Raw genomic sequence first — 13819 nt, forward strand, 5'->3', positions numbered from 1 at the left:
AGGTCTCATACTGCACAATCAACAAATAGTTGTCAACATTTCATTGAAAGGTGGAGCGACGTGGTCGTACCTCTCGTGGAGGCTGTCGTCGACACCTGCGGTGGCAAGGCCGGCGCACTCGGCGCGTTGCGCCGTGCGGGTCTACCGGTTCCTGACGGCTTCGTCGTCCCCTTCGCCGCCTACCTCGCCGCTGTCCATGACCTGAACCTCGGGTGGTTGGCCGGCGAATCGGACGAAGTTGATGCGGCGCGGCAGGCGATCGAGGCGCGCCCGGTCGACGCCGCCCTGATCGATGCGCTGGGACGCGCGCTCGACAAGCTCGGCGATCCGCCCGTGGCAGTAAGATCATCGGCAGCAAAGGAAGACACCGGCCAGGCATCGGCGGCAGGTCAGCACGAGAGCTTCCTCGCCGTGCACGGAGTGAGTGAGGTCGCCAAGGCCGTACGGGCCTGCTGGGCCTCGCTGTTCTCCCCGCGTGCCATCGCCTACCGGGCTGCCTCCGGCCGCAACGATCAACCGTCCGACGATCTTTTGATGGCCGTCATCGTCCAGCGCCACCTGGACGCCGAGGTATCCGGGGTCATGTTCACACCTGCGGACCCGAACGAGGCGACCCGGATCGAGGCGTCCTGGGGCCTCGGCCCCAGCATCGTCGAGGGCAAGGTCACCCCTGACGCCTACCGCGTTTCGGAGGACGGGTCAGTCACCCGCACCGTCGCGGACAAACAGAAGCGCCTTGACCGGCGCGGCACGCAGCTCGTCATCCGCGACGTGCCCACCGCTGTCCGGAACCAGCCGACGGTCGACGACGCGACCGCCACGCAGCTGGCCGAGCTGGGCAAACAGATTGCTGCCACACTCGGTGGACCGCAGGACATCGAGTGGGCGATCGCCGACGGCCGCACTTGGGTTCTGCAGGCACGGCCGGTCACCGCCGCACCCCCACCACCGACACCTCCTTCCGGCGCCTCGGCCATCACAGCCGCCGGACTCACCGGAATGCCAGGCAGTCACGGAACCGTGACCGGCACCGCGAGGATCGTCCGTGGTTTCGGCGACTTCGCGCGCGTGCGCCCGGGCGACATCCTCGTCTGCCCCTTCACCGACCCTGCTTGGACGCCACTGCTACGCATCGCCGCCGGCGTCGTCACCGAAACCGGAGGCGTGCTCTCCCACGCCGCGATCGTCGCTCGAGAGCACGGCATCCCCGCCGTCCTCGGCATCCCGAACGCGACGAGCAGGCTCCGCGACGACACCATCATCACCATCGACGGCACCACTGGCACCGTCACGGCGGCAAACGCGTAGTTGATCACGGCCCTCTGTGACCGCGTGCCATTGCCGGAATCGCACGCCGCCGACATAGCAACAGTGCCAGCAGCGACAACGGCACGGCCCCCGCCTCGTCCGCTGACGATGAACGCACCGCCTGGACGCGCACCGCCAAGCCGGCTCCCTCCGAGCATCCCGCCGTCGAACCCACACGTACCGACTGGAAGGAGACGGGAAAGGGGTCCGCGCGGACTCCCGCCCCTGACTACGCATGGCAACTCGACGCCTCTACCTTGCACGCCACGGCGCAGCCGACGCGTTTGGGGAACTCACCGATATCGGGCGTCGGCAGGCAGGCCTGCTGGGCGAACGGCTCGCCGGCGTGCCGGTCGACGCGGTGTGGCACTCTCCGCTACCACGTGCGGAAGCAAGCGCGCACGAACTCGCGCGTCATCTACCGGAGAACGTGCTCGTAACCGAGGCCGCCGAACTCGTCGACCACGTGCCCTACGTTCCCAGCGCGGCCGAAACGCCCCCGTCCTGGGCCGACTTCTTCGACGGCTATGACGACGCCGAGGCAGCCTCGGGCCAGAGGCTCGCCGAGGCCCTGGTCGCCCGGTTCGCGAAGGCCCCCGACACAACCGGGAAAGGGGTCCAGCCCGACACCCACGAGGTCCTGGTGACGCACGCCTACCCGATCGCGTGGCTGGTGCGGCACGCGCTGGACGCGCCGCCATCCCGGTGGCTCGGGTTGAACAGCGCCAACACCGCACTGACGGTCATCGAGTACCGCAACGGCCTGCCGCCCACGATCGTGATGTTCAACGACATGAGCCACCTCCCGCCCAACCTACGATGGACCGGATTCCCCGAAGGCATCAGGCCGTGAGGTAGCTCCTACTTGCCCGTACGCGCGCCGTCGGCTGCGTAACGCAAGCCGCTGGCCCTTCGAGAACCCTGTGGGCCGGGGCCTGTGTCAGACCTGCTCCAAGGTGCCCAACGGTTACTGCGGCCTCGGCGGCACCGGCGTCTCCTGCCCCGTCGGGCAGCCCCGGCTCATCGAGCGGCTCTCCGGCGTCGGCCCACGTTCCCGGCACCGCGGCCAGCATGCCCGGGTGACGCCCGCCGGACCCGCACCGACTCGTGCCTGCCCCGCCGCACGATTCGCTGCAGCTTGCGACCCCCCTGCTCGGTCAACCGCCGAGCCCTCACCGGCTCCGCCACCGCCCCATACGCGGGGGAGGGCCCGGGGGTGGAGTCCGGTCGGGCGCCACCCCCGGTGATCCTTGCCGATCAGGCGATGGTGCAGGGGCTTCCGTTGAGGGTGAACGCGGTGGGCTTGGCGGCGTTGCCGGTGTGGGTGGCCTGGAATCCGATCTCGGTGGAGGCTCCGGGCGTCAGCGAGCCGTTGTAGCTGACGTTCTTCGCCGTGACCTGTCCGCTGGTGGGGGAGTAGGTGGCGTTCCACCCGTTGGTGATGGTCTGTCCGCCGGGGAGGGTGAAGGTCAGAGACCAGCCACTGATGGTGGAGGAGCCGGTGTTGGTGATGGTGATGTTCTCCGTCAGTCCGTTGTTCCAGGCGTTGACGGTGGCGCTGATGCGGCAGGCGCCCGATCCGTCACTGGGCGACGGCGACGGCGACGGAGAAGACGACGGAGATGACGACGGGGACGACGACGGGGACGACGACGGGGATGAGGACGGCGAAGGTGAGGGAGAAGGAGACGTCGACGGACCGGACTGGAACTGTGTGAAGAACTTCCACACCTCTCCCGAAGTCCAGGTCCTGGCGCCGCTGGTGGAGGTGGACCCGTCGTTCGGAGAGGGGGTGTGATCCCCGTCGAACGCGGCCCAGACGACCGGGTACCCGGCCCGGCACCCCGAGTAGGCGGTGATGATGTGCGTCAGGCTGCCCTGTGCGGGCTCTCGCGGGTTCATGGGGGTGCAGCCGTTGTTCGTGACGAACCTGTCACGCAGCGACCGTCCATTGGAGATGTTGAGCACCGAGTCATGGGTGCCGTGAATGCCCATGTACGCGACGGGCTGCGTGCCGCCGTTGCACCCGCTGAGCTGCGCGCCGGAGTAGACCGCGACCGCACGGAAGATCGTCGGCCGGGCACACGCGACCGCGAAGCTCATCGCGCCGCCGTAGCTCCACCCCATGGCGAAGCGCTGCGTCGTGTCGACACAGAGATCGCCCTCGACACGCTTCAGCACGTCGTCGGTGAAGGTCAGGTCTTCACCGTTGGTGTTGCCCCAGCCATTGTTGATGCCCTGGGGGGCGACGAAGATCGTGCTGTTGTTGGAAAGTTGCTTGAGCCCGTAGTAGGACCAGACGGCTCCGTCCGATCCGCCGCTGTCGACTATCTGGGCGGTGCCGTTCAACCAGTGGTACGCGAAGATCAACCGGTAGGGGCGGCTGTTGTCGTAGTTGTCGGGAATCCTCAGGATCCAAGTGCGATTCTTGCCGCTGGTCGTGATCGTCTGTGAACCGCTTCTCAGCGTCGGGGTCTTGCCGCATCCGGCGGTCGCCGCTGCGACGGCGCCGGCCGAGGACGGCGTGGTCGCGCCGAGGCTGTCGCTCAGTGCCATGCGTCCCGTGGTCAGGACGAGAAGCGCGGCGGCCGCGACGGCGGTAAAGATGGATCTCTGTCTCAACTTCACGCAACTCCCTTTGCCGTTCAAGAATCGACATGCGTCGATAGGGAAGCCATTGGTTTTTTCTCATCCGGTGGAGCGTCCGCGGTCGGCATGCGCATGCCGACCGAGCGGCCTCCCCGGACGGATTCGAACGCTCAGTGAGCCCACCGTCAGTCGACCCGCAGGAGCGCGGCGACCGACCATCGTCGGCGCGCGCGTGCTCGCCTTCCCTGCCGCAGAAGAGAATGGCGAGTTCAGATGCCCGTTAGCGTTGGCATGGCGCTTGCCGTGTTCTCTCCTCGGTTGGGGGAGAACGCGGCGGAATCTCGGAATGCGGCTTCCCATCTGGTGAATACCAGGTGAAGGAGGCGCGTGCCGGAATCTGCCGATCCCGATCGGTTCCGCCTGGCGACTAGCCCATATGTATGTTAGCGCTAACAGTGACGGGGGCGGCTAAGTGCTCCTCTCTGCCGGGCGACTGGAGGTGGTGGTGAAGCGGAGCAAATATGACGTCATGAGATCTGTCAAGAATTTCGCCTTCTCCTCGAGAGCCCCTCGTCTGCAACCGTCCATTCCTTCGGTTTTGACCAGGGAAGAAGCCGCGGCTGCCGTTGACGCGGCGATGAAATTTTCAGCGTCGATGGCTTTGCGCCTCCGGCGGCGAGGCTGCCCGTTTCACTGCCTGCGCGCAGACATACGGTGGCAAAGCGGTCAGGCGGTGGAGAGCCGGCGCTTCTTTTACAGACAGCGGCCCGGCTCGGTTGTCGTAGAAGTCGGCGCCGAGGTCGATGAAACGGGGGTCGGGCCGGACGGCAGGTGCCGGATGATCGTGAGGATGGAGCGACCAGCCGCGACGGCGGCCTGGAAAACGGGCGGGCCGCTCACCATCCGGCTACTGTTGCCTCGCATGACTCACACCGAGACCGAGATCAGCGCGGAGTTGGTGCGGGATCTGCTGCGCGACCAGCACCCCGACCTGGCAGACCGCCCTTTGCGGCTCGGCGCGCGTGGCTGGGACAACCAGCTATGGCGGCTCGGTGACGACCTCGCCGTCCGGTTGCCCTGGGCGACGCAGTCTGCGGACGCGCTGCTGCGCAAAGAGCACACCTGGCTGCCCGTCCTCGCCCCGCGCCTTCCGCTGCCGGTTCCCGTCCCGCAGCGTCTCGGCGAGCCCTCCGCTCTGTTTCCACGACCCTGGATCGTCACCACCTGGGTGCCGGGCGCGCCTGCCGACCGCGCCCCTGTCACGCGCGCCGCGGAGGCGGCCGACGCCCTGGCCGCCTTCCTGACGGCTCTGCACCAACCCGCCCCCGACCAGGCGCCCACGGGCCGGGACCGCGGAGGGCCGCTGACCGGCTACTCCGAGGGGTTCGCCAAGCAGCTCGCCTCGGCCACCGAGATGGGGCTGATTCCCGACCCGGATGCCGTCCGCGCGGTCTGGGACGACGCCGCCGCCGCGCCCGACTGGGCAGGCCCCGCGCTGTGGCTCCACGGCGACCTGCATCCGGCCAACGTCCTCACCGCGGACGGCACCATCTGCGGCGTGATCGACTTCGGCGACCTCTGCGCCGGCGACCCGGCCTGTGACCTCGCCGCCGCCTGGATTCTGCTGCCGGACGGCGCCGCCGACCGCTTCAATGCCGCCTACCAGCCGGCCCCGGACGCCGCGACCCTGCGCCGTGCCCGCGGATGGGCGGTGGGACGCGCCCTCAGCGGCATCCTCATCGGTGAAGCCGGCGTCCGCGGCCGCCCAGGTGGCAAGGCCACGTGGGGCCCACCCGCCCAGGCGGCACTGCGACGCCTCATCGCTACGGCCCCTCCGGCGTAGCCGCTCCTCATGCCCGGCCTTGGGGGTGAGAACGATCAACAGCGGTCCGGGTGGGGGCTGCAGCGGATAGGCGTCCCATTCAACGGCGATGTCACCGACGCGCGGGTGCCGGATGGTCTTTGTACCGTGGACGACTTCCCTGACGTCGTGCCGTGCCCACAGGCGATGGAACTCCGGGCTGCTGATTCTCAGTTCACTCACGACCGCGACCGCCCGTGGGTGATCGGGATCGGTGGAGACGGCGGCACGCAGTATGCCGATGTAGTCCAACGCCATGGCTTCCCAGCCCCGATGGAGGCCGTATCGGCTTGTACAGGTTCGCGGACTGCGGGCACCCCCGCGAGCAGATCACGGGGTGTTCGGCGGACCTTGCGGCCGGCGGAGCACGTCAGCGGGCGAACTTCTCGATGGCGGCCGGGCTGACAGGGGTGAAGAAGTTGACGAGGTTGCCGTCGGGGTCGCGGAACAGGAGCGACCGGTTGCCCCAGGGCATCGTGGTGGGCTCTTTGACGAACTCCTCGACGAAGCCGACCAGGTTCTGATGCACCCTGTCCACGTCGTCGACGAGGAATTCGATGATCACGCTGCGGTTGTCGGCCGGCCGGGCGGCGCCGGGGGCGAAGAGCGGGACGGTGCGGGTGCTGCCGATCGCGAGGGTGGCGGAGGCGGTCCTGAGCTCGGCGAAGTCCTCGCTGGACCAACTGGCCCGCACTCCCGTGGCCCGCTCGTAGAAGTCGACGAGGCGCGCGACGTCGCCCGTGATGATGCGGATCGATACGAAGTCCATGGTGATCTCCCTGGTTTGTGGGGTCGTTCTCACGGGGCACACTAGGACGGATACCGGACAGGAACCGCCCAGTATTTTCACTAGGTTGTGTGACGTGGCTCGACCTACTCACCGCGTGCTCACGCTGTTGGAGCTCCTGCAGTCGGGAGGCATTCGGACGATGGCCGAGCTCGCCGACCGGCTCGGCGTCGACGAGCGCACCGTGCGGCGGTACGTGGACCACCTGATCGACCTCGACGTGCCCGTCGAGTCGGTGCGCGGCCGCTACGGGGGGTATCGGCTCGCCCCCGGATACCGCATGCCTCCGCTCATGCTGAGCGAGGACGAAGCGCTCGCCGTGCTGCTCGGCCTGGTCGCCGGTCGCCGGTCAGGGTTGACGACGACGACGGGCACGGCGAGTGAGACGGCGGCGGCCAAGATCCGGCGGGTCCTGCCCGAGCGGCTCGCCCGCAGGCTCGACACCGTGCTCGGATCCCTCGCTTTCACGGCTTCGCCCGGCGGGTTCGCCGCCCCGGAGACCGCGGTCCTGCTCTCCGTCGCCGATGCGGTGCGCCACCACCGGCCGATCTCCATCAGGTACACCGCCGCCGACGGCCGGCGCAGCGAACGCACGCTGCATCCGTACGGGCTCGTCGCCCATGCGGGCCGGTGGTACGTGACGGGTGCGGATCCCGGGATCGGCGAGGACCGGACCTTCCGGCTGGATCGCATCGCGGATGCGAGGACCCTGCCCGGTTCGTTCGAGCCGCCCGCCGGGCTCGATCCGGCGCAGCACGTCTTGTCAGGGTTCGCCAAGGCTCGGTATCGGCATGAAGTGGTCCTGCGGATCCAGGGGACGGTCGAGCAGATCCGCGCCCGGCTTCCCGCCGGCGTCGCGACTGTGGAGGAGTCCCCGTCCGCGGGAGGCGCGGATCCGGAGACCGAGGGCTGGCTCCGCGTCGAGTTGCGAGCGGAGCGGCTCGACTGGTTGCCTCCGGTGCTCGCGTCGCTCGACCGGCCGTTCGTCATCGAGCGGCCGGACGAGCTCCGCGGCCTTGTCGTCGCGCTCGCGGACCGGCTGGCGGCCTCCGCCCGCAAGGTCCCGCCGGCGCCAGGCACAGGTGTCGCCTGAGGCGGAGCACTATGGTGTCAAGGCGCCGAACGGCTACTGCGGACTCGGCGTGAGTCGCGCGTCGGCGGAGATGTCCCGGCAGGTGGCGGCCGCGTCGGGACATCTCCGCCGAGGAGGTCTCCACGGCGGCTCGGGGTCAGACTCCGGGACGTACGGCGGTGAGGAAGCCGCTCCTCCAGTAACCGTTGATCTTGTCGACGCTGACCACCGCGCCGCTGTGAGGGGCGCTGATCACCTTCTTGTGCCCTATGTACATGCCCACGTGGCCGCCGCCGTTGGTGAAGATGAGGTCGCCGGGCTTGAGATGTGCCAGGGAGACCTTCTTCTTGACGGCGTCGAGCATCGACCACGTCGTACGCGGGAGCTTGACGCCGGCCTTGCGCCAGGCGAACTGGACCAGCCCCGAACAGTCGAACGCCCGGGGGCCTGTGGCGCCCCATACGTACGGATCGCCGAGGTGCTTCTTCGCCACCCTGATGGCATGCTCGGCCTTCTCCTGCTGGAGAGCGGATTTGGTGAGCTTCTTGGTCGCGGAATCCTCCGCCGCGGAGGACGCGGGGGCCTCGCCGGTCGCGACCCCGGTGACGGGTGGCGTGGGGGGCTCGGGTGAAACGACCCCGGGGGCCGGGGGCGGGGCTGTCACCGTCCCCGGCGCGGCGGCCGCGGGGAGTGCGCTCAGGGCTCCCGCTGAGGCGGTGAGCGCGACGCTACCGATGGTGACGCAGGCAATGCGGAGCAGAGTGGTGGAGTTGGTAGACAGGGGATCTCTCCCTAGGGTCTTCCGCTTGCGCCTACCGGGTTAGCTGACGGATTCGGGCGGGGAAGTCGCCCTACGGCGCTGGCGCGCCGATTCACCCCAGACCTTCGTCGAAGGTCGACTGGTTCCCCGGCTCCGGGCCTCCTTGCTGCACGGATTCGGCATCACCGGCGCCCAGGGGGGCGGAGAGGACATGGCGACGGTGACAGTGGATGTTCGTTTCGAACACGGCCGGGCCGGGTTCGTAACGGCGGCGTCACGTGGACCCCGTCGTAGGGCAAGGAAACTACCAAGTAGCCCCATATTGTCGCAAAGGGTGCAAAACGGTAAGGATCACATAAAAAGGATCAAAATCGTAAAACCGCAGGTCAGGGCAATCATTGGATAAACAAATGTGGCGCTCGTCACACTCGTTGAGCGGTTCCGGGGCCGCCACGGCGGGCGCACATGGTCAGCGAACGGCTCGCGGGGGCGTGAGGTGCGCGGCCGGCGTCTTCGGGCTTCGGTGGCCGTGCGTCAGATGTGCGACGGCACGTCGTACGCGCTGGGCGGTGAGGGGGCTTTGGCCGTCACGGGTGCGCCCTGGTCGGCGGGCAGGCCGTTGCGACGGGCCAGCGTGCCCAGAGCGCTTCGGAGCGCCCGTGTCTCGTCGGGGGCTGAGGCCGTCGGTCAGTTCCGTGTCGAGTTCGGCCGCCGCCGCGGTGCACGCGGCCAGCAGTTCCCGGCCCTCCGTGGTGAGTGCCAGTGTCTGCCTGCGCCGGTCCCCGGGATCGCGCGCCGTACGTGCGTACCGGACCGTCCTGCTGGGACGACGCCGCCTGGCGTGAGACCGTCCTGTCGGCGGGCCGCCCCACCCTGGTGATCCGCGGGGTCACCACGGAGGTCGTGGTGCTGCGCACCGCCCTCGATGCGCTCGCGCATGGCCTCGACGTGCAGGTCCTGGTGGACGCCTGCGGGGGCATCGCCGCCCGCACCGAGGACGCCGCCCTGCGGCAGATCGAGGCCGCAGGCGGCGTGGTGACCTCCGTGGCGGGTTTCGCCGCCGACATGGGCGGAGTGAGGGACTCGCTCCGCCGCATGCTCACCTCTCCGCCTCCGGCCACGCCTCAGCCGGTACGACGACGACAACGCCCCACCGGTTCCCGAGGTCGGCCTGTCACCGCGTACGCCAGAAGGTGCCGTTGGCCGAAGGGTCGTCGGGGTCGCCCTGCGGCACGGTGAACCCCGCACCCCACAGTGTCGCCGTCCCGGGCCTGTGCGCGATCGAGAACAGGGCGGCGTCGGTGCCGGGCTTCCGGGGGATTGGGGCACTCCGCCACGCCGAACCCGTGACGTGCCACAGGGTCGAGTTCCAGTCGCTCTGCACGACCCACACGCCGCCCTCGCCGTCGGGCTCCACCTCCGTGTACGGCTGCGCGTTGGCGGCACCGATCGAGGTGGTCCATGAGCTGCCGTTCCAGCGCATGACCAGGGTGCGGCTGTAGGTCACGTCGTCGCCCTCGTCGTCGGCGCCTTCCCAGGTGACGCCGCCGACGGCCCACACGTTGCCCGGGCCCACGACGGCGATGTCGTGGAGGACAGCGGCGGCGTCAGGGGCGGGAAGCTTGATCGTGGGTGTGGGCGCCAGCGCCCAGGACTTCCCGTTCCACCGCATGATCGCGGGACGATCGCCCTTGGTCCCCGCCGCCCAGACGTCACCGGCCCTGTACGCGTCGACGGCGGCGGCGCGGGCCGGCAGCGGGACGCTCGTCCACGAGGACCCGTTCCAGTGTCTGGCCGAGGCCGTGGACTCGGCGACCGCCCAGACGTCCCTCGCGCCCGTTCCGTCGGCGTCGGTCGCGGAGAAGCCGCTGCCGAGCGAGACGGTGGTCCACCCGCGGCCGTTCCACCGAGCGGCCTTCCCCGGGCCGAAGACCCACACGTTCCTGTTCGAGGTGGCCGCGACGGCCTTCAGCTCGTACGGCGGGCTGCCGGGGACGACCTTCCACGATCCGCCGTCGAACCACTGGACCAGGCCCCGCTGCCTGCCGTTCACCACCCGGTGACCGGCCGCCCACACCGACCCGTCGCCCAGGACGGTGACGTCGTTGAGGACGTCGTCCCCGGGCAGCGTGTTCACCCTGGTCAGCCGCCACGCCGATGCGGCCTCCCCGGCCTGGCGGCCCTGGTGGGTCACGCCCGAGGCCGCCGTGGCCGGCAGGCACGCCAGCCCGAGCGCCGTCATGGCCGAGACGAATACGGTACGCACGATGCTCCCCTCCCGTTCACGAGTACGACGTCCGGGAGAGGTCATACGTTCACGCGGGTGAGGGCGGGACTCACTTCTTCTCCGTCCACGGCTCGTATTCGTCGTCCCCGGGGAGCACCCAGACCTTCACGTCGGGCCTGGTCATCGTCCGTAGCGGTGTCGCCTTGCCGGTCGTCTTCGAGATCCGGTAGACGGCCACCCCTGTCCTGGTCTTCGACCGGACGATCAGGCGTCCCGCCTCGTCGAAGTCGAGATCGTCCATGTGCTGCCCTCGGGGCAATCGCACGGTCACGGTGCCTCTCACCCGGCCGGTACGCAGGTCGAGCAGGCGTATCTTCCGATACTTGGGCCACGAACCGACAGGCGCCGCCGCCGTCACGTAGTCGTTCGCCAGCGCCATCGGCGACAGCCGCGTCTTCAGCCGCAACCGGGCGCGCAGCCCCCGGTCGAACACCGTCACCCGCTCCCCTTCCAGCAGCAGCCGCTTGCTGTCCGGGCTGAATCCCGCGAGCCCCCACGCGTCCGTCCCTCCTGGCGGCGGAAACGTCTTGCCTTTCCGCAGGTCCACCAGGACTCCCAGCCCCGGCGCCGAGGTCCCGGTCACCACGTAACTGCCGTCGTACGACACCGACGGCCACTCCTCGCCGATCGTGTACGCCGTGATGTTCCGGATCGCTCTTTCCTTGCCGTGCAGAGTCCGCTCGACGAACAGCCCGTCCGACTTGCGGAAGTAGAAGAAGTGCCGGCCGTCCCCGCTGATCAGGAACGCCGCCCGCGTCCCGGCGTTGACCGCGTCGCGGGGCGCCACGGCGAGGGCTTCGGGCACCTTCACCACGTCACCGTTGGTCAGCACCAGTTCCCAGGTCTGGGTTCGCTGGGCGTACGCGATCGTGACCGGTGCGGTGGCAGCCGCCGCGGGCTGCCCGCTCAGCGGTACGGCGGTCAGGAGAAGGGTCGCGAGAACCGTACGCAATCTCATGCCGTGTGAGATGCCGGAGAACCGTGAAATGTTGCGGGTTCCGACGAGAGGCGTACCCCCGCGGGGCCGTTGCGTGAGCGGTTCGCGGCGTGGCGGGCCCGGCCGTCGCGACGGCCGTACGAATGACGGTGTGCACGGCTACGAAGCCGGCGTGCGGTAATCCCTGATCGTGATCGCGGTCGCGGCCCTGCGGATCGGCTCGGTGACGCGCTCGATCATGCGGTTCCTTCCCGGCAGATGCGGCATCAGCCGCAGCATCAGCATCTGGAACCGGATCTGCGCCGCGGACTTCAGCACCATGCCCTTGAGGTTGTTCGCGGCGAGCTTCTGGTTCTCCTCGGCGAAGTGCCGCATCTCGCGCTCGTACGCGGCGAACCCGGCGGCGTGGTCTCCCGCCGCCTCGGCGAGGCAGCCCGCGAGAACGTAGGCGCCGGCCAGGGCCAGGCTGGTGCCCTGGCCGGACGCGGGCGAGGCCGCGTAGGCGGCGTCGCCCACGAGTGCCACCCGGCCCGACGACCAGCGGTCCATGCGCACCTGGCTGATCGAGTCCAGGTAGAAGTCCGGCGCGTCCTCCATGGCGTCGAGCAGGCGCGGGACCTCCCAGCCCTGGCCGGAGAAGACGTCGGCGAGCAGCTTCTTCTGCCCGGCGACGTCCCGCCGGTCGCCGGCCGACGGCGGTGAGGAGAAGAGGAACATCGCCTTGGCGTCGTCGCCGCGCCCGGTGCTGTACATCCCGGCGCTTCTGCCCGGGGCCGGATGCATCATCTCCGTGCGGTCCAGGTGGAGATGGTTCGGCACGGTGAAGATCGCGATGTGGTGCCCGAGGTGGTGGACGAACCGGGACTCCTCGCCGAAGACCAGCGCGCGCACGGTGGAGTGCAGGCCATCGGCGCCCACCACCAGGTCGAACGTACGCGGGGAGCCGTTCGCGAAGGTGACGTGCATCCCTTCGGGGGTCTCCCGCAGGGCCGTGATGGAGTCGTCGAAGACGTACTCGACGCCGTCTCCGGTCGCCGCGTGCAGGAGCCGGGTGAGGTCACCCCGCATGATCTCGACGTCGTCACCCTCTCGGCCGCCGAACAGCTGCGCGCTCATCGTGCCGATCTGCCTGCCGCGCGCGTCGACGAAGCGTGCCACCCGCATGTCCGTGCTGTGCCGCCGCACCTCGTCCAGCAGCCCCATGCGGGCGACGACGTCGAGGGCCGCCCCCCGAATGTCGATCTTGTAGCCGCCGTCCCGCAGTGAGGGCGCGCGTTCCACGACGGTCACCGCGAAGCCGTGCTCGCGGAGCCAGAAAGCCAGCGTCAGCCCGGCGACGCTTCCGCCGGAGATCAAGATGTTCGCCATGCCGGGAACTGTACAAGCGTCTCAATCACTTGTCTAGTACGGATGTCCAAGACATTTGTGCTGGCATGGGCTAGGCTCTGAGCATGGGAAACCGGGAAGATCTGCTCGCGGGCGCCAAACGGTGCCTGATGGAGAAGGGATACTCCGGCACCACCGCGCGTGACATCGCGGCGGCCGCCGGCACGAGCCTCGCCGCCATCGGCTACCACTTCAGATCGACGAAGGCCCTGCTCGACGCGGCCCTCATCGAGGCGATGGAGGAATGGGGAAAGGAGATCGAGCAGACTCTCGCCGCCGACGCGTCACTCGACGGCACACCCGCGCAGCGATTCGAGGCGACCTGGACGCGGATCATCGAGTCCTTCGCCAGGATGAGACCGCTGTGGGCCATCCAGTTCGAGCTCATCGCCCAGATGGACCGGCTCCCGGAGCTGCGCGAGGCGTTCGCGACCGCCAACCGGCAGGCGAAGCTGGGCCTGGCGGCGATCTTCGAACAGCTGGATCCGGCCGGGGACGAACGCAAGGCGATGGCAGTGGGCGCGTTCTACCAGGCACTGCTCGGCGGGATGGCGGCCCAGTGGCTCGTCGACCCGGACCAGGCCCCTTCGGCCCGCGATCTCCTCGAAGCGCTGCGCACGATCAGCGCGAAACTGGGGACGGAGTGAACGCCCCGGGCTGACGGCGAGATCTGGGCTCGGGCCGGGATGAGTCGCCGAGGCGGCGGCCCACAGTGGGGGCCGCCGCCCGGTGGGTCACTCGGAGGAGAAGGCGGCGTCGAAGGCGGCGGCCGGTGGGGTGATGGCGTTGAGCGAGCGGATGTAGGCGAGGGATTCCGGTGCGCCGTGCAGCC

General features: G+C 69.2%; 12 protein-coding genes, 1 pseudogene and 1 riboswitch. Of the genes and pseudogenes, 6 read left to right on the forward strand and 7 right to left on the reverse strand.

Annotated elements, in window-relative coordinates:
• Positions 1-60: 60 nt before the first annotated feature.
• The gene (locus ABZ857_RS04475) at positions 61-1308 is read left to right on the forward strand and encodes a PEP/pyruvate-binding domain-containing protein (RefSeq protein ID WP_357037338.1); all 1248 of its coding nucleotides are present in this window, start codon (positions 61-63) and stop codon (positions 1306-1308) included.
• A 235-nt stretch (positions 1309-1543) separates the two neighbouring features.
• Positions 1544-2161 (forward strand): histidine phosphatase family protein, encoded by a 618-nt coding sequence (locus ABZ857_RS04480; protein WP_357037340.1) that lies wholly within the window; start codon positions 1544-1546, stop codon positions 2159-2161.
• Positions 2162-2565: 404 nt separating this feature from the next.
• Here ABZ857_RS04480 and ABZ857_RS04485 read toward each other — a convergent pair whose 3' ends face one another.
• Positions 2566-3930 carry a cellulose binding domain-containing protein gene (locus ABZ857_RS04485; RefSeq protein ID WP_357037343.1) on the reverse strand — a complete coding sequence of 455 codons (1365 nt, stop codon included), beginning with the start codon at positions 3928-3930 and terminating at the stop codon, positions 2566-2568.
• Between the two features lie 889 nt (positions 3931-4819).
• Between ABZ857_RS04485 and ABZ857_RS04490 the strand changes: the two genes are divergently transcribed.
• Positions 4820-5740 (forward strand): phosphotransferase, encoded by a 921-nt coding sequence (locus ABZ857_RS04490; RefSeq protein ID WP_357037346.1) that lies wholly within the window; start codon positions 4820-4822, stop codon positions 5738-5740.
• A gap of 12 nt (positions 5741-5752) precedes the next feature.
• On the opposite strand, the pseudogene ABZ857_RS04495 reads toward ABZ857_RS04490, so the two are convergent.
• Both ABZ857_RS04495 and ABZ857_RS04500 read right to left on the reverse strand, forming a co-directional pair.
• Positions 5753-6025: pseudogene (locus ABZ857_RS04495) on the reverse strand (XRE family transcriptional regulator); the annotation flags it as partial.
• A 103-nt stretch (positions 6026-6128) separates the two neighbouring features.
• The gene (locus ABZ857_RS04500) at positions 6129-6527 is read right to left on the reverse strand and encodes a VOC family protein (protein WP_357037349.1); all 399 of its coding nucleotides are present in this window, start codon (positions 6525-6527) and stop codon (positions 6129-6131) included.
• Positions 6528-6621: 94 nt separating this feature from the next.
• Here ABZ857_RS04500 and ABZ857_RS04505 point away from each other — a divergent pair, with 94 nt between their 5' ends.
• Positions 6622-7638 (forward strand): YafY family protein, encoded by a 1017-nt coding sequence (locus ABZ857_RS04505; protein ID WP_357037353.1) that lies wholly within the window; start codon positions 6622-6624, stop codon positions 7636-7638.
• A 136-nt stretch (positions 7639-7774) separates the two neighbouring features.
• On the opposite strand, the gene ABZ857_RS04510 is transcribed toward ABZ857_RS04505, so the two are convergent.
• A complete protein-coding gene (locus tag ABZ857_RS04510) occupies positions 7775-8281 on the reverse strand; it encodes a C40 family peptidase (protein WP_357037356.1) in 507 nt (168 codons plus the stop codon).
• Between the two features lie 130 nt (positions 8282-8411).
• Positions 8412-8569, reverse strand: a riboswitch (cyclic di-AMP (ydaO/yuaA leader).
• Positions 8570-9178: 609 nt separating this feature from the next.
• Between ABZ857_RS04510 and ABZ857_RS04515 the strand changes: the two genes are divergently transcribed.
• Complete coding sequence (locus tag ABZ857_RS04515; protein ID WP_357037359.1) at positions 9179-9616, forward strand: isochorismatase family protein; 438 nt, start codon at positions 9179-9181, stop codon at positions 9614-9616.
• Here ABZ857_RS04515 and ABZ857_RS04520 read toward each other — a convergent pair.
• From ABZ857_RS04520 to ABZ857_RS04530, 3 genes are all read right to left on the reverse strand, one after another.
• Positions 9552-10643, reverse strand: a complete 1092-nt coding sequence (locus ABZ857_RS04520) for a hypothetical protein (RefSeq protein WP_357037361.1) — start codon at positions 10641-10643, stop codon at positions 9552-9554. The two genes, ABZ857_RS04515 and ABZ857_RS04520, sit on opposite strands and share 65 nt — an antisense overlap.
• A 70-nt stretch (positions 10644-10713) precedes the next feature.
• A complete protein-coding gene (locus tag ABZ857_RS04525) occupies positions 10714-11622 on the reverse strand; it encodes a hypothetical protein (RefSeq protein WP_357037364.1) in 909 nt (302 codons plus the stop codon).
• 138 nt (positions 11623-11760) lie between these two features.
• Entirely contained in the window at positions 11761-12969 is a 1209-nt protein-coding gene (locus ABZ857_RS04530) for an FAD-dependent monooxygenase (protein WP_357037367.1), read from the reverse strand.
• Between the two features lie 83 nt (positions 12970-13052).
• On the opposite strand from ABZ857_RS04530, the gene ABZ857_RS04535 reads away from it, so the two are divergent.
• A complete protein-coding gene (locus ABZ857_RS04535) occupies positions 13053-13634 on the forward strand; it encodes a TetR/AcrR family transcriptional regulator (protein WP_357037370.1) in 582 nt (193 codons plus the stop codon).
• The last annotated feature ends 185 nt before the right edge of the window (positions 13635-13819 follow it).

Source organism: Microbispora sp. NPDC046933 (assembly GCF_040644635.1).
Classification (GTDB): Bacteria; Actinomycetota; Actinomycetes; order Streptosporangiales; family Streptosporangiaceae; genus Microbispora.